This window comes from Paenibacillus sp. FSL R5-0912 (genome assembly GCF_000758605.1).
In the GTDB taxonomy this organism is placed as follows: Bacteria; Bacillota; Bacilli; order Paenibacillales; family Paenibacillaceae; genus Paenibacillus_AQ.
Genome location: NZ_CP009282.1, coordinates 86,635 through 106,437 on the forward strand (window position 1 = coordinate 86,635; position 19,803 = coordinate 106,437).

Consider the following 19,803-nt stretch of genomic DNA (forward strand, 5'->3'; position numbering starts at 1 on the left):
CGGACAGGCAGGACTAAATTCGTCCTGTCTGTCTTTTTTTGCAGATACCCCTGTGTTAGAATAGAACAAGCACTGATCTGAGGATTAAAGGAGAGTAGTAATCATTGAAGTACAAGCGGAAACTAAGTAGTAAGCAACTTGTGATGAAGACAGCGACAGTAGGTCTGCTTTTAAATATGCTAGCATTCCCGGCAGCGTCTGCCATGGCAGAGGCGGTAAGCACACCGGCTGCAACAGAGGCTGCGGCTCCATCGACAGCGGCAACACCTGCCAAAACGGCAGTAACCAAGATTCCAAGCGTGGAGTCACTCGGACTTAATCTGAAGTCTGCAGTATTAATAGAGCCGACCACAGGAGAGATCCTCTTATCTTTGAATGCGGACGAGCCATTGCCACCGGCAAGTATGACGAAGATGATGACAGAATATCTCGTGTCTGATGCGGTGAAGAACGGACAGATATCCTGGGATGAGAAAGTTGTTGTACAGGAGAATGCGTCGAAGCAGATCGGGTCACGTATTTTCTTAGCCGAGGGCGATGAACATACCGTCAAAGAACTCTACATAGCCATGGCCGTCGGGTCAGCCAATGATGCCACGGTAGCTTTGGCTGAACTGGTGTCGGGTTCTGAGCAGGAATTCGTAACCCTAATGAACGAAACCGCTAAGAAGATGGGGATGAAGACCGCCCACTTCATTAACTCCACAGGGCTTGACCGCGCTGATATGCCGGAGAAATTCCGTCCGGAGGCTGAAGGCGAAACGTTAATGTCCGCTATGGATGCTGCCCTGCTCGCTAAGTTTATTGTAACGGACCATCCGGATTTCACCGAGTTCACGACAATTCAGTCCTACAAGTTCCGTGAACGTGACGCGAAACCGATGATTAACTATAACTGGATGCTGGAAGCCAACAAAGATATTGCTAATTTCAAGGCCTATGCCTATCCGGGTCTCGACGGATTGAAGACTGGACATACCACCAATGCCGGCAACTGTTTCACTGGTACGGCCGTTCGTGATGGCATGCGTCTGATCAGCGTAGTCATGGGGGCCAACTCAGAAGCACACCGTTTCACGGAAACGAAGAAGGTGCTTGATTTCGGCTTCAATAACTTCGAGATTAAGCAGGTTGTAGCGCCTAAGGCAGTCATTGCCGGAACTGAAACAGTGCCTGTACTGAAAGGGAAGAACAAGGAAGTATCCGTTGTTACCGACGCTGGAGTTACGTTCATGGTACCAAAGGGTACGGTTTCTCCACAGATCAAAACTACAGTGGTGACGAACGACCCCGCAACTTTGATCGCGCCGATTGCCGGAGCCAGTAAAGTAGGTAAGGTCACATATAGCTACCAGATCGAAGGAATGTCTCAGGTTCAGGAGAAGACGGTTAACCTGATTACTGCTGAGGAAGCAGAGAAGGCTGGCTGGTTCAAACTGCTGATGAGAGCAATCGGTGAGTTTTTTGGCGACCTGTTTACAGGAATTAAGAACTTGTTCTAACTGCAAGGCAGCCTAATGCCAGCAATACGACAAATTCCCAGTAAATAGGTTGTATATATCACCGCCTTGCGGTAGAATTACAAGTTAGATTAGGATAGATCATTCGGGAGGCTTAGACATGGAAACAGGAACATCGCGAGTTAAAAGAGGCATGGCAGAAATGCAAAAAGGTGGCGTCATTATGGACGTCATGAATGCAGAGCAGGCAAAAATTGCTGAGGCAGCGGGCGCAGTAGCCGTTATGGCTCTGGAACGTGTACCTTCCGATATCCGCGCAGCGGGTGGTGTAGCACGTATGGCCGATCCTACTATTGTAGAAGAGGTTATCAAGGTAGTGAGCATTCCTGTTATGGCTAAAGCCCGTATTGGCCATTATGTAGAAGCCAAGGTTCTTGAATCCCTCGGTGTTGACTATCTGGATGAGAGCGAAGTGCTCACGCCGGCTGATGAAGTGTTCCATATCAATAAACGTGAATTCACCGTTCCTTTTGTATGCGGAGCCAAGGACCTTGGGGAAGCCCTGCGCCGGATTAACGAAGGAGCTTCGATGATCCGTACTAAGGGTGAGCCGGGAACCGGCAATATCGTTGAAGCCGTCCGCCACATGCGCTACATAAACAGTCAAATCCGCAAAGTGACTAACCTCTCGCTTGATGAGCTTTATAATGAAGCCAAGACACTGGCTGTTCCTTATGAGCTGCTGCTGGAGGTTCACCAGCTTGGTAAGCTGCCTGTCGTTAATTTCGCGGCCGGCGGTGTAGCTACACCTGCCGATGCTGCGCTCATGATGCATCTTGGTGCTGACGGCGTGTTCGTCGGCTCGGGGATCTTCAAGTCGGACAACCCTGAGAAATTCGCGCGTGCCATTGTAGAAGCGACCACCCACTTTACAGACTACAAGCTGATTGCTGAAGTGTCGAAGAACCTTGGCGCCCCGATGAAGGGGATTGATATTGCCACTTTGACTCCGGCTGAACGTATGTCGGAACGCGGCCGTTAATAGAGAGAAGGCTTCCGGATGAGAATAGGAGTGTTGGCGCTTCAGGGCGCTGTAACAGAGCATATCGTTAGTATTGAGAAGACGGGTGCGCAGGGTCTGCCTATCAAGCGTGTAGAGCAGCTGGAAGAGGTAGAGGGTCTAATTATTCCCGGCGGCGAGAGCACGACCATCGGCAAACTGATGCGCAAATATGGCTTTATAGAAGCTATACGTGAGTTTGCGGGTCAAGGCAAGCCGATTTTTGGCACATGCGCCGGTATGATTGTCCTGGCCAAGCACATTGCCGGAGGCGAACCCGGCCATCTGGAGCTGATGGATATTACCGTTTCCCGGAATGCCTTTGGCCGCCAGCGGGAAAGCTTTGAATGTGATCTGGAGGTTAAAGGGATTGCTGAGCCGGTACGTGCGGTATTTATCCGTGCTCCGCTCATTAACGAGGTGGGTCCGGATGTCGATGTGCTTACCATCTATAAGGATGAGATTGTAACTGCACGTCAGGGCAACCTGCTGGTATCCTCTTTTCACCCGGAACTGACTGATGATTACAGGCTGCATCAATATTTTGCCGACATGGTAGAGGACAGTATCGCAGCCAATCAATAGAACTGCATATAAAACATCCTGACTCTTTCAAAGCTGTAAACAAATCAGCATTTTGAAAGAGTTTGGGCTGTTTTCAGGAGGGAAACTTTGTGTTAGATGTTAAAGTGTTGCGTAGTGATTATGCCAGAGTAGAAGAGGCCCTTACTAAAAGAGGAAAGTCGCTCGATTTGATTGCCAGCTTCCCGCAGCTTGATCTGCGCCGCCGTGAGCTGCTTCAGGAAACAGAGGGACTTAAGAACCGCCGGAACACCGTATCCGGAGATGTAGCCAAGAAGAAGAAAAATGGAGAACCGGCGGATGATTTGATTGCAGAAATGCGTACGGTGTCCGACCGGATCAAAGAGCTGGACGATGAAGTACGAGAGCTCGAAGCTAAGATTGATGAATTAACCATGAGCATTCCGAACATCCCGCATGAATCGGTGCCGGTTGGGAAGTCCGAGGAGGACAATGTTGAAGTACGCCGCTGGTCGGAGCCTAGAGAGTTCGGATTCACTCCGAAATCACACTGGGAGCTGGCGCAGCAGCTGGATATCATTGATTTTGAAGCGGCAGCCAAGGTTACGGGTTCCCGGTTCGCCTTCTACAAAGGGCTGGGAGCAAGACTGGAGCGCGCGTTAATCAACTTCATGATGGATCTGCACAGCGGAGAGCATAACTATGAAGAGATGCTGCCGCCGTACATTGTCAACAAGGACAGCCTGTATGGAACAGGACAGCTGCCGAAGTTCGAAGAGGATTTGTTCAAGCTGCGTGATACAGAATATTATCTGATCCCTACAGCAGAAGTGCCTGTAACGAACTACTACCGTGAAGAGATTCTGACGGCTGGTGATCTGCCGAAGTACCATGTAGCCTACAGCTCTTGCTTCCGTTCGGAGGCCGGATCTGCGGGGCGTGATACCCGCGGTCTGATCCGCCAGCATCAGTTCAATAAGGTGGAGCTTGTGAAGCTTGCCAGTCCGGAGACCTCCTATGAGGAGCTGGAGAAGATGACAGCCGATGCTGAACGCGTCCTACAGCTCCTGGGACTGCCTTACCGCGTCCTGCTGCTGTGTACGGCAGATATGGGCTTCACATCGGCGAAGACGTATGACCTGGAGGTGTGGCTGCCGGAGAGCGGAATGTACCGCGAAATTTCCTCCTGCTCCAACACCGAGGATTTCCAGGCCCGCCGGGCCAATATCCGCTTCCGCAAAGAGCCCAAGTCCAAGCCGGAATTCGTGCATACGCTGAATGGTTCTGCGCTGGCCGTAGGCCGTACGGTAGCGGCTATTCTGGAGAATTACCAGCAGGAAGACGGCAGTGTTCTGATTCCGGAATGCCTGCAGCCGTATATGCGTAACGTGAAATCCATAAGCGCACAAACTGCTCAATAATTATAGTTGCATATTATTTGTTGGGTGTGTTATAATTCCTAATGCATGTGAAATTTAGATGCATTGGAGAGGTACCGAAGCGGTCATAACGGGGCGGTCTTGAAAACCGTTAGGGTGCAAGCCCACATGGGTTCGAATCCCATCCTCTCCGCCATTCCTTTACACTCAAAGATTTGCAGATAGAAGCCGTTCTCCTTATGGGGGACGGTTTTTTGTTGTACTCAGAGGATTCTTTTGGATGGAACCTGTTCCAAAGAGAATAAAAAGCTCTCTTTCTCGGCAATGTATTAGAGAAGGAGGATGATCATAAAGATGGACCGACAATTACAAGTAGATCAGCAGAATCTGGTGTCTGCCTGGCAGGAGCGCCTGCCTGCACTGATGGAGGATGGGGACAGCTTCAGTGTGCAGGGGGATGCGGCGGACCAGAACAGTCTGCTTATTCATTTCAATGCATCCGGGCGTCAAGGGTATTCCCTCGATTTCCGCTGCACCTATGTGGATAGCCGCGAGGTTGCTGTGGATCTGCTCGATGCCGAGCAGGATGGGCGCGTGGCGGACGAACGTACGGATGCCGTACAGCTTTTGGCGCAGCAGTATACAAGGCAGATTCATGAATGCGCGCAGGCGCTTCAGGGCTTAACCAATCCATAGGAGGTGAACAAAGTGAGCAAACCAAAAAGCATGCCGGTACCCGGTGTACAGCAGGATAATCAGGGACCGCGCAAGGAACATCATTCATCAGGTCCTGAGCCGTTGTCCGGTTCAAAAAAGGTAAAACAGGCTAACCACGTTGACCATAATAATCCTCAGGGCTGACCCTAGCCGGAGATGAAAATGGAGAGAAATGTTTCTCATATTTGCCAAATGGTTTATCATTAGGGAGGGGAAAGAATTTTTCACATGGGAGAGGAGAACAATAATGAATAAAAAATGGGGGTTATCCGCTGCCGCATTGCTGCTCACCGCCGCAGTAATTCTGCCGGGGTGTGCAAAGAAAGAGGCTCCGAAAGAGGCATTGTCCGCTGCTGCAAATAAAGTTGCGGCGATGACATCGTATGAAATGAAGACGAAGCTTACCGTTAATGACCTGACGATCGACACAGGTACAAGCGAAGCTGATGCTACAACGGGTCAGATTCTCAGCATGCTTAAGAATGCTGAGCTTACAGTTGATGGAGTCTACCAGGCAGAGCCGATGCAGACAGAGCTTACAATGGTTCTGAATCTGAAGGGGGATATGGCGATGTCCTTCACGGTTCCGATGGTAATGACAGCGGAGAAGCTGTATGTCAAAGTGCCGTCCATTCCGTTCCTGCCGCTTCCCGAGACAATCGTAGGTAAATTTGTTGAAGTGGATCTGAAGGAACTGGCCGAGCAGGAGGGGGCTAAATTCAACCCTTCGGCTATGGACACGCAGAAAGTGCAGAAGCTGTCTAATGAAGTGATGAACACATTACTGGGTGAGTATAACGAAGAGAAGTACTTTAACGAAATCAAACCTAAGGAAGCCGGCCTGCCTGAAGGGGTTGAAGCCAAACAGGTTGTCCAGTTCCAGGTAACGAATGATAATGTCAAAGAGGCGCTCACCATCCTGGTGAACAATGCGCTGCCTAAGATCATCGATATTCTCGGCAAGGATGAATACAAGGAACTGCTGAAGATCGATGCTGCCGACTTGGCTAAAGCGAAGGAAGAGCTGCAGTCCAGTGAAGCACGTGCTGAATTCGATAAGGATCTGGCTGAGCTGAATACGCATCTCACGATTAACCAGTTCCATCTTAACACGGCGATCAATGACGATAACTTCCCGGTGTATCAGGATATGCTAATGGATATCAAAGTGAATGATCCTGAACAAGGTGAGAATGTCGCTCTGTCTATGACCGCTAGCAATCAATACAGCAAGATCAATGAGAAACAAACCTTCCAGATCGGAATTCCGCAAGGCGAAGATGTGATTACCCTGGAAGAGCTGCAGCAGCAGTTCGGAGCCACAGGCACTTATTAATAAATACTGCAGCAACACAGAAATCCCGTATAAGCGAACCTCCGCTCATACGGGATTTTTGTGCTGCTTGCCGGCGGCTCCGGCAGATCAGGCTATTGCTCCTGTGGAAGAAAATCTTCAGCCAGAATGGCGTAAGTGCGGTGGTCCTGCCATTCTCCGTTGATTTTGATGAAGCGGCGGGCAAGCCCTTCAGCCTGAAAGCCGTTCTTCTCCAGTACTCTGCGGGAGCCGTCATTATGAGGCAGGATGGCCGCCTGCAGCCTGTGAAGGCCGAGGGAACGGAAGGCATAGCCCAGGATCAGATGCACCGCTGCGCTGGTATACCCTTTACCCTGCATTTCATAATCAATAAAATATCCGATATCGGCAAATTGTCCGACACCCCGTACCACATTAGAAATGGTAATCTGGCCAATCAGCTCGCCGCTGAGCAGATAGATGCCGAACATATAAGCACTATCCTGCCGGGCGTCCACGATGCGCTGGTTAATCAGCTGCCGCTGGCTCTCCAGGGTGAAGTAGTCATTGTCACGGAGGGGTTCGAACTGCTGATGCTCCTTGCGGTTGCGGTGACGGAGGTTAAGCAGCGCTTCGGCATCCGTGAGCTTCAATAAAGAGATATAGATTCCCTTCGGGGTATTGTACAGCTTAAAAGACATGGATCGTCCTCCTGGTCACAATAGAATGATATATCTGATCCGTTTCATTAGAGCTTGGCAGGTCTTTGCCGCAGCCGGCGGAAGAACGAAGTCAGCAGCTCTGCGCATTCTTCCTGCAGCACACCCTGGATGACCTCTGTACGGTGGTTAAAACGCGATTCCTCCAGCAGGTTCATCAGAGTCCCTGCACAGCCGGCCTTGGGATCAGGAGTACCATACACGGTGAGCGGGACTCTGGCCTGCACCATGGCTCCTGCACACATGGGACAGGGCTCCAGGGTCACGTAGAGCTGGCAGTCGAGCAGACGCCAGGAATTAAGGGCCGTACTCGCTTCACGGATGGCAACCATCTCCGCATGGGCAGTGGAATCGAGCGTGGTCTCACGCAGATTGTAGCCGCGCCCGATAATTTTACCTTCACGGACAACCACTGCCCCGATCGGCACTTCACCCAGTGCTTCTGCTTTGCGGGCTTCGCCTATTGCCTCGTTCATCCAATATTCATGAATTGCCCGCTCGTCAGGCGGCAACTCTTCAAGTCGTGTATTCAAGTTCATCTTCCCTTCTAAAATAGCCCCTTGTACAACGAACAAATATTCGTTCTTAACAAATTGTGGACAACTCTGTGGATAAAGCCCGACTTATGCACAAAATTGTACACATCGCGATTTAGCAAAATGTTTATATGTGCATAACCTGTGGATGGTTTCCTACTTATTGTAGAGAAAGTGTCTGAAGAATTCAATATGTTCCCCAGGTTATCCCTGTTTGAAATGTCTTTTCAAATGGAGAGGCAAAAGGTATGATAATTATGAATGCTCCGCTAGGATTTACCAGCGGTAAGAGGTGAACAATACGCTTGTCTATAAAAACGAAATTATCGGCTATTATTTTCGGCTCGGTACTCTTAATCCTGACGCTGAATCTTACACTTAATCTATATGCCGTCCGGAATAATCTGCGTAATGAAAGTCTGAGTAATATGAAGATAACTGCCATGCAGATCGCTGTTTCGGTTGAGCAGAGCAGTTATAGTTCCAACTATGTGCAGCATAAAATTGCCCAGAACCTGAGGATGACCTCTATTCTGGCTTCGCTTGAGCTTGATCCGGATATCAAGAATGTGGACAATAGGGAGCTGCAGGCCTTGGCCATCAAGCTGGGCGTGTCTAATATCTCGCTTCTGGTCAAGACTGATAATGATATTGTTGTAGCCAAGTCATCAGATCCCACAGAGATCGGACTCTCGACCAAAGGCATGGGATACTGGTATGTGGCTTTTTTGGAGTTGTTTGCAGGCCAGCGGGTATCCGTTGACCAGGGGCAGACGATGGATAATTTCTGGTCCGGCCCTTTCGAATATTCAACCTCAAATCCCGAGTACATTGATAAATGGGGTTACTATTATGATGGCACCAGCAACTATATCATAGATCCTTATATCCGCAGTACTGCCGTAAGCGATTACGTCAAGATTATGGGACCTGACGAAATTATTCAGGACTCCAAAGCTGTGAACCCCGGCATCCTGGAGATCACAGGCTTTAATCCCAAAACGTTCGGATCGCCCAGCATGCTGCCCGATGGCAGTGACCCGATCAATGTGAAGCTGCGCAACCGTCCTATTCATTACGGTACGTATACGTACGGCAACGTTGCACAGGATAAAGCTGCAATACGGGAAGCGATCAACGGGGGTGAGCCGGTAACGCTGGATACGGAGGTTCTGGGCAAAAGAGTGCTCAAGAGCTTCATTCCAATCAAACAGCCGGGAGCCGACGATTATGTAATTACTGTGGTTATGGATTACTCGCTGATCTCATCCGTAATTAAAGAGCAGCTGTTCAATAATATCACCACGTCCGTGCTGCTGCTTATTATCTTTTTCCTGGCCAGTTATATTATGGCCGGCTTCGTCACGCGGCCGATTCAGGATATACTGGCTAAGGTGAATGATGTGGCCAAGGGCAAATTTGAGCCTCCATTAAATGTAGAGAGCCGGGATGAACTCGGACAGCTGGCCCACCGGATCAACGCGATGACCTCCCACTTGCTGCAGCATACGGACCGGCTGGGACAGACACTGGAAGAGAATAGGGCGGTTAAAGAGCATCTCGAATCGGTGATTAACGGCACCTCCGATGCGATTCATACGGTGGATATGGATGGACGGATTATCAGCACGAACAGAGCCTTTGAAGAGCTCTATGGATGGAGTGCTGCGGAAGCGCTGGTCAAGACGCCATATCTGGTGCCGGCTACAGTACAGGAGCAGGAAGATGTCCGTTTGCGGCAACTCAAGAACGGAATGTCTCTGCCACCGGTAGAGACCGTACGTCTGAAACGTGACGGTTCTATCGTAGAAGTCAGTGTGAGCACCTCGGTGATCCGGGATGAGGAAGGGCAGCCGCAGTCTTTTGTACATGTATCCCGTGATATGACTGAGCGCAACCGGATTGAAGAGCTGCTCAGACGCTCTGAGAAGCTGACTACGGTCGGCCAGCTGGCAGCAGGAGTTGCCCATGAGATCCGCAATCCCTTGACCACCTTGAGAGGGTTCCTGCAGCTGCAGCAGGAGAAGAAGGTTCTGGTCCCGCTGCATATTGATCTTATGCTCTCGGAGCTGGACCGGATCAATCTGATTGTAAGTGAGTTCCTGATCCTGGCCAAGCCGCAGGCCGTTCATTTTCAGTTGAGGGATTTGCGGCATATTGTCGGCGATGTGATCTCTCTGCTGGATAGCCAAGCCCATCTTTTTGGCATAGAGTTTGTAACGTATTTCTCGGATATGCCGGCTATGGTGCACTGTGAGGAGAATCAGCTGAAGCAGGTATTCATTAATGTAATCAAAAATGCGATTGAGGCTATGCCTGACGGAGGGACGATTACCCTGGAGGAGCAGCAGCAGAATAATTCTGTGGTTATTATTGTTTCTGATGAAGGCGGAGGGGTTCCGGAGGATATGCTTCCTAAGCTGGGCGAGCCGTTCTTCACGAATAAAGAGTCAGGGACCGGGCTTGGACTCATGGTCAGTCAGCGTATTATACAAGCCCATAAGGGCAGTCTTGAGATCCGCAGTGAGTATGGACGGGGGGCGCAGGTGACCATTAAGCTGCCTGAAGCCGGGGAGAATAACCTTCCGTCAGGCATGTATATAGAACGGAGTGAATGACAGATATGAGAATTAATAAGTTCATCAGTGAGACAGGGTACTGTTCGCGCCGTGAAGCAGACAAGCTGGTGGAAGGGGGAAGAGTCACCATCAACGGTGAGACCGCTCTGCTGGGCAGTCAGGCAGAAGCCGGAGATACGGTGCTGATCGACGGCAAACGCCTGGAAACAGGCAGCAGGATCGTTTACATCGCACTTAATAAGCCGGTAGGCATCACTTCTACAACAGAAGGCCATATTCAGGGCAATATTGTAGATTTCATTGGACATGAAGAGCGTATTTTCCCTATCGGCCGGCTCGACAAGGATTCTGAGGGATTAATTCTGCTGACGAATGACGGGGATATTGTGAACAAAATATTGCGTGCTGAAGGCAGACATGAGAAGGAGTACGTAGTTACCGTGGACAGGCCAGTCACGCAATCTTTCCTTACAGGTATGGCCACCGGGGTGAAGATTCTGGGCAGCAGAACGCTACCTTGTGAGGTAACGCGGATCAGCGAGCGGGTATTCCGGATTATTCTTACCGAGGGCAAGAACCGGCAGATCCGCCGCATGTGCAGCGCGTTTGGCTATGAAGTGCGGCGTCTGCAGCGCATCCGGGTAATGAACATCCGGCTGGGCGCCCTGCAGACCGGGGAATGGCGTGATCTGTCACCGCAGGAGAAGCAGGAGCTTGGGGCGATGCTGAACTATGAGCTGCAATAAGGAGCAACGTATCAAGTGAGTAAATAAAGAGCTGTTCCGGAAGGCTGATGATGGCCTTTGGAACAGCTCTTTGTGCTTGATGTACTATGAATGTTCGCATTATTTACCGGGAGCGGCAACATCAGTTGTTTCTGTTGTTGCATCTTTGTATTTGCGGAGAACGGAAACTTCTACACGACGGTTCTTGGCCCGTCCGGCGGCAGTCGTATTCTCAGCGATGGGATGATATTCCCCGTATCCGATCGGACTGAACTTGACCGGGTCCAGATTGGGGTTAAGCAACAGAATTTTCATGAATTGAAGGGCGCGGGCCACACTAAGATCCCAGTTGGAGGAGTAGCTGCTATTGGAGATAGGAATATTATCCGTATGTCCCTGCACTAATATATCATAATCGGGAAACTGCTGCAGCATCGTCGAGATCGACTTGGCCAGCTGGCGGGAGTCATCTTTGACTATAGCCTGTCCCGAAGCAAATAAGGCGTTGTCGCTGATCGTAATCATTAATTGGGACTGATTCAGCTTCGTACTGAGCAGATCAGTCATTCCGTTATTCTTGATGTACTGATCGAATTGCTCCTTCAGCTTCTCCAGATCCTCCTGTTCTTTGGCACGAAGTTTGGAGATCTCGGAGGTGCCTGTATTTTTATCTATAACATTATTCAGTTTATCTTTTGAACCTTGGTCTAATTGAGTACTCGTAGGTGAATCCGAGCGGAATTCCAGTACGCCGCCACCGCCGCTAAGCGCTGAATTGAATGCTTGGGCCATTTGCTCAAACTTCTGGGCGTCCGTAGCACTCATAGCATACATAACCAGGAATAGAGCAACCAGTAGGGTCATCAGATCGGAATAGGGCAGCAGCCAGGATTCATCGGCATGCTCTTCGTGCTCCTCATGCCTAGTCTTTTTGCTCATTGGAGGCGCCCTCCTTCTCACTTAGCTTGGCCCGTTCGGACGGAGTAAGGAAGACGGAAAGCTTCTGATTGATAGCAATGGTGGAGACCCCGGACTGAATGGACAGTAAACCTTCTACCATCATCAGGCGGACTTCAATCTCGCGTTTGGAAATTCGCTTTAACTTGTTGGCCATAGGATGCCACATTACGTAACCGGTGAATATCCCCAGGAGAGTAGCAATGAAGGCTCCGGCAATCGCGTGGGCCAGGACGTCCATGTTGCTCATATCCCCCAAGGCGGCAATCAGCCCGATAACAGCCCCGAGCACCCCCAGTGTAGGGGCGTACATCCCGGCTTGGGAGAAGATTAAGGCGCCGGCTTTATGTCTATCTTCTGTAGCGTGAATATCTTCCATTAATACATCGCGGACAAATTCCTGGTCATTGCCGTCGATAATCATCCGCATACCGTTTCTTAGGAAATTATCTTCAATTTCATCAACATTGGATTCCAGCGCAAGCAGACCTTCACGGCGGGTGATCGATGCCCATTCCATGAACATTGTAATCAGTTCGGGCTTGCCGACCATCTTTTTCTTCACAAATAGGATCTTTAGCAGCTTAGGGAAATTCTTGACTTCCGACATAGGAAAGGCCATGAAGATTGAGGCGGCCGTACCAAGAAAGATAATTACATAGGCGGCGGGATTGTTCAAGCTTTCAAGCGGAGCATGCTTGAGTACCATCCCCCAGACTACTGCGATCAGACCAAAAACCAGTCCTAGTATTGTTGAAATTTCCATTTATGCACCTCGTCCATGAGAATTAAGAAGTGATCCGACTATACCGCGTTTATCATCCTTGAACCGCGGGAGGACACTCTGCACGTAACCAAATCACGTATATTCTTATTTATCGACAGCATTCCCTTTTTTGTGAAGTGATTTTTTCGGCTATAATGGATAAGGTAAGTAATTATTCATCAGCGAAGAAAACGGAGTGATTGACGTGGGAGTAAAGCATGGCAGAGATTACAGTGAAATTCTGGTTGAGCTGACAAGCGCAGTCGGACGGATTTCCGACGGGTATATTTTTTTCGAAATGGAGCCAGAGGAGTGGGAGAACCTGCCGGAGGAGTCGAAGCTGGAGGTATGGGAGGCGCTTGCGGAGGATCTGTTCTACGCACTGGGCAATGAGCCGGTGATTAAGGTCGGAAGCGGTGTTGTAATGTACGATAAAGAAACGCACCGGATCAATATTCTGCTCGGCGACGAGGATTTGGCGTCGGTCGTTCTGGTGTAGCCTGGAGGCAGCCGCGGAGCGGAGTTTGTCCCCAGGCATCTGCCCATGTTAAAATTGGGATAAGAAGTACTATTGGCCGGGATTTAAGAATACATTTAATCGAAAAAAATCTTTGGCCCGGCACATCCCTTGGACTTTAAGAAGCTGAGGGATGTTTTATTTAAAAGACAGGACTGCTGTGATGTAGCTAATTAAGCAAGGGAGGAAACAAATTGCCATTTACAGAGGAAGAACTGCGGGAGCAGATCGGCAAGCTGGAAGGCTGGAAATTGGAAGAGGATATTATGGTACGCAAATATATGTTCAATGAATATATGAAGGGAATTGCCTTTGTAGATGAGGTTGCTGCGATCTCGGAAGCGTTCGACCATCACCCGCATATCACCATTGATTACAAGACCGTTATCGTGCGTCTGCCTGCAGATGTGCAGAAGCTGGATATCCGCCAGGCCAATGAAATTAACGAGGCTTTTGAGAAAAACCGTTAGAGGACAGGATCCTTATGGAAATGACAGTACTGCCTGATCCATAAAAATGCCCGTGCAAGGATACCAGGTATCTTTTGCAGCGGGCATTTTGCTTTGGGCATGTTATTATTTCTTCTCGGCCAGCCATAAAGCGACATTCGCAATTTCCTCAGGGGCTAGTTTGTCTTTGAAAGAAGGCATCTGCCCGCGTCCCTTGGTCACAATGCTGTAAATCTGCGCCGCGTCATGCTGAGCGCCCTCCTGCTGCAGGTTCGGCCCTACACCGCCCTGAAGCTGATCCCCGTGGCAGGTGATGCAGTTGGCTTTTACCAGGGCCTCCGCGCTGGCTGCGTCCAGCACAACCTCAGGCATTGTAGGCTTGTTCTCTTCAGCCACCTCGGCTTTGCCGGGCAGGGTAAACATTAAGACCACGGCAAAGGCACAGGCGGCAAAAAACAAACCGCTCATGATCCATTTCTGCATCTGCATCCGTCCCTTCATGTAAGCTGCTTCCTTCATTATACCGGATGGTGAAGCGTTATCATAGTATTTGTGTCAAAAAAATGAACGAAACTCCTGGGAAATTTGCATACATACAGAAGTGGAATGCTATTTCTCATAGACCATACAATAAAATGGTTTATCGCCAGATGGAGTTCTTCGTTCATAAGTATCCGTTATGGTAAATCCGCATTTCTGGTAAGCACGGATGGCCCGCTGATTCCAGGTCAGTACCTCCAAATCGATCTCCCGTTCCGGATAACGCAACAGAGCCGCCTGAACGATGGCCTTCATGAAGAGATGTCCCATGCCATGACCGCACAGATCGGGCCGCATGCCGATTCCGAGCCGGACTACACCCTCCATAGGGAACAGCTGGGCGAAGCCGCATAGGATTCCCTGTCCGTTCACGATGGAAACGTATTGTTCGCTGCGAAGCTGCGGATCACCGAATTCAACACCGAGCGCCTGCATCTGCTCCCAGGGCATCCAGCCGTAAATATTATACGGGGGCCTATAGTTCCACTCACAGATCTCAGCGCCATGCCGCGACTCCATAGCAACAACATAAAAAGATACCGGAGAACTTATCATAAGCGGAGGCCACCTTTCAAGGGAACATTACTTCATTCTATAAATATTATATACAAAATGAGCAGGATTCGACGCAAAAACCTTGCAGATAGACCGGAACTTGACAAACGCCAAAAAATATTTTAGGAAAGGGCCGAATTGATGTTTTACAAATATAGAGCGGGGTAAGTAATTTTATAGACAAAAAAATAAGCCCTCCTCCAAGATTTCGGCAAAAATCCTGGAAAAGCGCTTATATTTAGGACAAATTATTGCACATCGTCATTGTCTTCGGAATCAGTAGCTACAGTCTTGTAAGCATCTGTACTCATAATCCGTTTGGCGCCAACGTAGCGGTTGACGTAGTAGCTGTCACTCAGCGAACTGATGGTTACACCACGCGAGGAAGAAGCATGTGCGAACTCACCGTCACCAACATAAATACCGACATGGGAAACGCCTTTGCCGCTTGTATTGAAGAATACAAGATCGCCCGGTCTCATCTCATCACGGGATATAGCAGTGCCCATCTGATATTGGGAGCCGGATTGGTGGGGCAGGTTAATTCCGATCTTATCAAAAACATACATTGTAAATCCGGAGCAATCAAAACCGTTCGTGGATACACCGCCGGATACGTATTTGGTCCCGATGGCTTTGTCGATAACTTTATCCATTTTGGAATCCGCGAAAGCGCTTCCTGCTCCAATGGTGAAGATGATGGAAAAGCTTAGTACTGCGGCTGCTAGCTTCTTCTTCAAAAGTAAATACCCCTTCCAAATGCCTACGAGGTTAGCTTAAGGGTTCGGTTGAAGGTCCCCTATGACCCCTCTTAGAATAGGAGGTCAATTCACCCAAAGTTGGTTCCCCCGTTTCCCTAAATCTTTAGGGAACTCGGCACGACTGTTGATTAGGATTAGCTGTTATTCAATACATGACAAAACCTTTGTTAAAAGCGATTCAATAATTACAAAAATGTTACTAAAAGCTCACTGCGATAATTGTAGCAAAGACTAGGGCGCTTGGCAATCACTTATAACATATTAATGCATTTTTTTTGCGTTTTTTAGAGTTATAGCTGCATAGAAAGACTCATATTTAACGCAGCGGGTGAGCTGTTGATGAATTTTCTTTGGATTTGGGATAAAAAGGTGTTTCAGGGCCTGCAGATGAGTGTAAAAGGTAGAATAAGGAAAAGGAAAAACCCGGAAATGATTACGGCAATAATCAAAACCGGGCTCGTATAAGTTACATTTAGATGTTAGAGGTACAAATATTCGAGGAAATGTTCAAGGGTTCAATCGTAAGCGACAGCTTGGTAGGCTGTTGTGCTCATTACTCTTTTAGCGCCAACGTAGCGGTTGGCCCAGTATGCCTGACTCAGCGAACTGATGGTTACACCACGCGAAGTGGAGGATTGTGCGAATTTTCCATTGCCAACATAAATACCGACATGGGAAACTCCGTTGCCCAGGGTATTGAAGAATACCAAATCACCGGAACGCAAATTACTCTTGGATACGGCTGTTCCAACGCTGTACTGTGCCTTAGAGGTGCGCGGCAAGGTCAGGCCGATACTCTTGAATACGTATTTGGTGAATCCGGAACAATCAAAGCCGCTGGTGCTGGTGCCCCCGGTTTTATATGACGTTCCAATGGTTTTTGAGATCACAGTATCCATTTTGGAATCTGCGAAAGCGCTGCCCGCTCCGAGTGTAAATACCATCACAAGACCTAGCGCTGCTGCGGTGCATTTCTTCTTAAAGTTCTGACTTCTCAAAAGATGTACTCCTTCCAAGGCCTGCGAGGTTAGCTTAAGGATTCGGTAGAAGGTTCCCCTATGACCCCTCTAAAGCGAGATCAATTCACCCAAAATATGGTTCCCCCACTCCCCGGTGCTGGGAATTCGGCGTTTTGTGCACCAGAATAGTGACATATCGACATAAGGTTAATGGCTTCGGTTACATAGCTGCATAATTCCATTTGAAAGATTACAAATTTGTTACTAGTAGTACAGGCATCATTGTACCAAAGGATTTACAGTTTTGCAAATGCACTTGTCGCAGCTGTAAACAAAAAAGAGTCATGCACCTCACCAGAGGGCGATGACTCTTTTAGTATGCCGTTTTGGCGGCCGATTATTGTGGGAATGATTTACTGGACCAGAGATGATACTGCGCGGCTATGCCCCACATTTTGAATAGAGTGGATGGCAGAGGGGCAGCCTGGCGCAGGAGCAGGGCCGGGAGACCCGGAAAGAAGAGCGCTGCAGCGCCGCAGAGGATCAGCATCACCAGACTTCCTGCGCCCAAAATGACGGATATCCCGATGGAGTGCAGAAGGACTTTCAGACAGATCAGCAGCGAAGGGAACATGCCCGTGCCTGCAGTATAACCAAACTGCATATACAGCAGCAGCTTGCGGATAAGGAAGAGGTAGATGAGCCAGCCCAGCACATAAGGCACGAGCGTCAGCAGCAGCGGATAATCGAGAATGCCGTTCAGAAGCAGACGGTACATCTTCGGCAGCAGCCAATAGAGCGGCAGAAGGACCAGCGCCCATTCAACGAGACTGAACAGCAGGACAGGCAGACCATAACGCTTCATCCCGGGAAAAAAGAACAGTCCGCGCTCCCCGGCGCGTTCCTGGTGAAGCTCATGCAGCAGGCCCGCCCGGATAAAGGGGGAGAGCAGCAGCCGCAACACAGTCAGTGCCAGGAGCAGCCATAGCCATTGCTGGACGTCCGGGTCCGTGTGCAATGCAGTCTGCCCTTCAATATAATACAGCAGCCTGCCTATGCTACTGCCGCCGGCGTTCGCATCCGGATAACGCAGCAGTACCGGAACGACGGCGCTTTTAATGAATTTGTACATGAAGTAGCCCCAGAACAGCCGGTAGATAAATAGCAGAATCAGGATATAAAATTGCTCTTTCATGCTGTGCCAACCGCGGGTTATCGAAATTTTCACAATCCTTCACCTCACCAGACAAGAGTTCCGAGCAGGGTTTCAAGCAATGTCGTCGCACTGAGCGTCCAGCGGGAAAGAGTAGTGTGCTCAAGCTCCGCCATTCTGAAATTATTAAGATGCTTGCTCTCCAGCAGTATGGAATGTCCCGGATCAATCTCGGCGGAGACCAGAGGTGCTTTATACGATAATTCAAACGATGTTGTCTTCCCTTCGCCGTTCCAGTATTGCTGTACCGAGTACCCGTCCGAGAAAATAAATTTTACAGGAACATCCCCATAATGGCTGCCCTTGTTGCTTACCTCAACTACAGCATCATATTGAATGCCTGCTCCGTTGCCGCCGTCCCGTTTAGCTGTGAGCCTGATGTCGTCTACTGTAAAATCAGGGGCTCCGCCGCTGTAGACATACTGGTCAAAATAAGTCTGCCAGGATTGCTTGGTCACTTTCTCCACAATCTTCTGGAAGTCAGCGGTCGAGGGATGCTTGAAGCGGTATTTACGGGTATAGGCAGCGAGAATGGCATCCATGCTCTTGGCTCCTGCTAACCGTTCGATGTCACGGAGCACCAGCTTGCCCCGGATATAGACATTGCGCGTGTAGGCATCATCTCCGGTGTATTTCCACGTCTCCAGATTGAGCGGCTGCGAGGAGGAGACCAGACTGGACTGCAGCGGAAGGCTTGAGGCAACGCCATATTCCTGCTCCATCAGCCGATCTTCGGCATATGAGGTGAAGCTCTCATCCAGCCACGCCTCCTCGAATTCATTGCTGGCGACCATGCCATAGAAATACTGGTGACCGATCTCATGGATCACGGTCCGTTCAAGCGAGGTGCCGGGCGATGCCTCGGCAGCACCGAAGGCAGTGATCAGCGTCGGATATTCCATCCCCCCGGCCCCATTGCCAGATTCAGGCGGGACTACAATGGATAAGGTGGAGTATGGATACGGGCCGTACCATTTGCTGAAGGCGGTCAGGGCAGCCTCTGCGGCCTGGAAGTAGCGCTCCTGAAGATCCTTATGCAGCGGGTCCAGATAGAGCTTGATCTTTACTCCGGGCACCTGCGGCGCGGAGAAGGCCTTCTCGGCAACCACAAAATCCGGCGATGCCGCCCAGGCGAAGTCATGAACATCATCTGCGTAGAACTGATAGATTTTGCGGTCCTGTACCAGCCGCGCGTTCTTCACCGGAAATCCGGTGGCGGCAACCTTGTAATCAGACGGGACGGAGATGGTTACATTGTAAATACCGAAGTCACTGTAGAACTCAGATGTGCCATGGTACTGATGCAGGTTCCAGCCTTCCTCCTGTGCTCCTCTTGTGCCAGCAGGCTCGTAGACGCTGAGCTTGGGGAACCATTGGCCGGCCATGACGAAGTTACCGGCGGTTCCCATACGGGCGAATATTTTCGGCAGCTTGACCTCAAACTGGAGTTTGAGTGTTACGCTCTCACCACCGTTTACCGGCTGGGGCAGGTGGACCTTAAGCAGGGTCTTGTCATTCACATTGCCGTCGTCAGGCTGTACATACTGGGTGCGCTGCATTAGCGAAATCCCCTCGGAGGTCCGCAGATCCGTCAGCGTCAGGCTGCCGTATCCGCCCGCAGGCATAGAGTCGCCCCGGAGAGTTCCTCCGGATTCCTTCATAAAGGTTGTATTGCCGGAAGCGAATGCATTGGGATAAAGGTGGAAATAGAGCTCTTGGACCGGGTTTTTGCCCGGATGGATCCAGGTCACCGTTTCGGAAGCTGTTAAGGTTCCCGTATCGGCCAGCAGCTGAACATCCATGTGGTATTCCACCACACGCTGGCTTAAAACCTCCGACACTGGAGGCGGAGTGATCTCCGGAAGAGTGGACTGCACAATTTGCTGCTGCGGCAGGACGGCGGGGGACTTGGCCTCTTTTGGGGCAGAGGCAGTCCATACGGCAGGGCTATGCCCTGAAAGAAACCATATTCCGCCTCCAAGCAAGGTGAGAACAGCCAGAGCTGCGAAGATGAGGGTATACCTTAATGAATGTGGCTTCATACTGTGATTCCTCCCGTGACAAGCATCTACGG

General features: G+C 49.9%; 21 protein-coding genes, 1 tRNA gene and 2 riboswitches. Of the genes, 12 read left to right on the plus strand and 10 right to left on the minus strand.

Translation table 11 applies throughout. The features are described from left to right. The first annotated feature begins 143 nt into the window (after positions 1–143). The 8 genes from R50912_RS00400 (at position 144) to R50912_RS00430 (ending at position 6,495) form a co-directional block, all read left to right on the plus strand. Entirely contained in the window at positions 144–1,502 is a 1,359-nt protein-coding gene (locus R50912_RS00400) for a D-alanyl-D-alanine carboxypeptidase family protein (protein WP_042241254.1), read from the plus strand. Between the two features lie 118 nt (positions 1,503–1,620). Further along, a complete protein-coding gene (gene pdxS, locus R50912_RS00405) occupies positions 1,621–2,502 on the plus strand; it encodes a pyridoxal 5'-phosphate synthase lyase subunit PdxS (RefSeq protein WP_042231469.1) in 882 nt (293 codons plus the stop codon). An 18-nt stretch (positions 2,503–2,520) separates the two neighbouring features. Next, positions 2,521–3,105, plus strand: coding sequence for a pyridoxal 5'-phosphate synthase glutaminase subunit PdxT (gene pdxT / locus R50912_RS00410; RefSeq protein WP_042231471.1), 585 nt, complete (start codon positions 2,521–2,523; stop codon positions 3,103–3,105). Between the two features lie 89 nt (positions 3,106–3,194). Further along, positions 3,195–4,484 carry a serine--tRNA ligase gene (gene serS / locus R50912_RS00415; protein WP_042231473.1) on the plus strand — a complete coding sequence of 430 codons (1,290 nt, stop codon included), beginning with the start codon at positions 3,195–3,197 and terminating at the stop codon, positions 4,482–4,484. Between the two features lie 65 nt (positions 4,485–4,549). Further along, positions 4,550–4,638, plus strand: a tRNA-Ser gene (locus R50912_RS00420). A gap of 158 nt (positions 4,639–4,796) precedes the next feature. Further along, a complete protein-coding gene (locus R50912_RS00425) occupies positions 4,797–5,138 on the plus strand; it encodes a hypothetical protein (protein ID WP_042231474.1) in 342 nt (113 codons plus the stop codon). Between the two features lie 12 nt (positions 5,139–5,150). Next, positions 5,151–5,303 (plus strand): small acid-soluble spore protein P, encoded by a 153-nt coding sequence (locus R50912_RS33950; RefSeq protein ID WP_042132708.1) that lies wholly within the window; start codon positions 5,151–5,153, stop codon positions 5,301–5,303. Positions 5,304–5,406: 103 nt separating this feature from the next. Continuing rightward, positions 5,407–6,495, plus strand: a complete 1,089-nt coding sequence (locus R50912_RS00430; RefSeq protein ID WP_042231476.1) for a DUF6612 family protein — start codon at positions 5,407–5,409, stop codon at positions 6,493–6,495. 92 nt (positions 6,496–6,587) lie between these two features. Here R50912_RS00430 and R50912_RS00435 read toward each other — a convergent pair whose 3' ends face one another. Together R50912_RS00435 and tadA are read right to left on the minus strand one after the other, a co-directional pair. Then, on the minus strand, positions 6,588–7,154 hold the full coding sequence (locus R50912_RS00435; protein ID WP_042231477.1) for a GNAT family N-acetyltransferase: 567 nt from the start codon (positions 7,152–7,154) through the stop codon (positions 6,588–6,590). Positions 7,155–7,201: 47 nt separating this feature from the next. Then, entirely contained in the window at positions 7,202–7,705 is a 504-nt protein-coding gene (gene tadA / locus R50912_RS00440) for a tRNA adenosine(34) deaminase TadA (RefSeq protein WP_268794628.1), read from the minus strand. Positions 7,706–8,013: 308 nt separating this feature from the next. On the opposite strand from tadA, the gene R50912_RS00445 reads away from it, so the two are divergent. After that, a complete protein-coding gene (locus R50912_RS00445; protein WP_042231479.1) occupies positions 8,014–10,326 on the plus strand; it encodes an ATP-binding protein in 2,313 nt (770 codons plus the stop codon). 5 nt (positions 10,327–10,331) lie between these two features. Then, the gene (gene rluF, locus R50912_RS00450; RefSeq protein WP_042132713.1) at positions 10,332–11,033 is read left to right on the plus strand and encodes a 23S rRNA pseudouridine(2604) synthase RluF; all 702 of its coding nucleotides are present in this window, start codon (positions 10,332–10,334) and stop codon (positions 11,031–11,033) included. A 99-nt stretch (positions 11,034–11,132) separates the two neighbouring features. Here rluF and motB read toward each other — a convergent pair whose 3' ends face one another. Next, positions 11,133–11,951, minus strand: coding sequence for a flagellar motor protein MotB (gene motB / locus R50912_RS00455; RefSeq protein WP_042231482.1), 819 nt, complete (start codon positions 11,949–11,951; stop codon positions 11,133–11,135). Next, entirely contained in the window at positions 11,935–12,735 is an 801-nt protein-coding gene (motA, locus tag R50912_RS00460) for a flagellar motor stator protein MotA (protein ID WP_039303855.1), read from the minus strand. The genes motB and motA overlap by 17 nt, the downstream gene beginning before the upstream one ends. Positions 12,736–12,940: 205 nt before the next feature. Between motA and R50912_RS00465 the strand changes: the two genes are divergently transcribed. Together R50912_RS00465 and R50912_RS00470 are read left to right on the plus strand one after the other, a co-directional pair. Then, positions 12,941–13,234 carry a hypothetical protein gene (locus tag R50912_RS00465; RefSeq protein ID WP_042231484.1) on the plus strand — a complete coding sequence of 98 codons (294 nt, stop codon included), beginning with the start codon at positions 12,941–12,943 and terminating at the stop codon, positions 13,232–13,234. A 212-nt stretch (positions 13,235–13,446) separates the two neighbouring features. Beyond that, entirely contained in the window at positions 13,447–13,722 is a 276-nt protein-coding gene (locus R50912_RS00470; RefSeq protein ID WP_042231486.1) for a 4a-hydroxytetrahydrobiopterin dehydratase, read from the plus strand. A gap of 105 nt (positions 13,723–13,827) precedes the next feature. Here the strand turns inward: R50912_RS00470 and R50912_RS00475 are convergent, their stop codons facing one another. From R50912_RS00475 to R50912_RS00500, 6 genes are all read right to left on the minus strand, one after another. After that, complete coding sequence (locus R50912_RS00475) at positions 13,828–14,184, minus strand: c-type cytochrome (RefSeq protein WP_042241255.1); 357 nt, start codon at positions 14,182–14,184, stop codon at positions 13,828–13,830. A gap of 126 nt (positions 14,185–14,310) precedes the next feature. Further along, on the minus strand, positions 14,311–14,796 hold the full coding sequence (locus R50912_RS00480) for a GNAT family N-acetyltransferase (RefSeq protein WP_042231489.1): 486 nt from the start codon (positions 14,794–14,796) through the stop codon (positions 14,311–14,313). 248 nt (positions 14,797–15,044) lie between these two features. Beyond that, positions 15,045–15,536: a C40 family peptidase gene (locus R50912_RS00485; RefSeq protein WP_042231491.1), complete on the minus strand. Its 492-nt coding sequence runs from the start codon at positions 15,534–15,536 to the stop codon at positions 15,045–15,047. Between the two features lie 5 nt (positions 15,537–15,541). After that, positions 15,542–15,685: riboswitch (cyclic di-AMP (ydaO/yuaA leader) on the minus strand. A gap of 387 nt (positions 15,686–16,072) precedes the next feature. After that, positions 16,073–16,501 (minus strand): C40 family peptidase, encoded by a 429-nt coding sequence (locus R50912_RS00490; protein WP_042140612.1) that lies wholly within the window; start codon positions 16,499–16,501, stop codon positions 16,073–16,075. A 57-nt stretch (positions 16,502–16,558) separates the two neighbouring features. Beyond that, positions 16,559–16,697, minus strand: a riboswitch (cyclic di-AMP (ydaO/yuaA leader). A gap of 216 nt (positions 16,698–16,913) precedes the next feature. Continuing rightward, on the minus strand, positions 16,914–17,711 hold the full coding sequence (locus R50912_RS00495; protein WP_052416812.1) for a hypothetical protein: 798 nt from the start codon (positions 17,709–17,711) through the stop codon (positions 16,914–16,916). 44 nt (positions 17,712–17,755) lie between these two features. Next, positions 17,756–19,771 carry a M1 family metallopeptidase gene (locus R50912_RS00500; protein WP_042231496.1) on the minus strand — a complete coding sequence of 672 codons (2,016 nt, stop codon included), beginning with the start codon at positions 19,769–19,771 and terminating at the stop codon, positions 17,756–17,758. Positions 19,772–19,803: the final 32 nt, after the last annotated feature.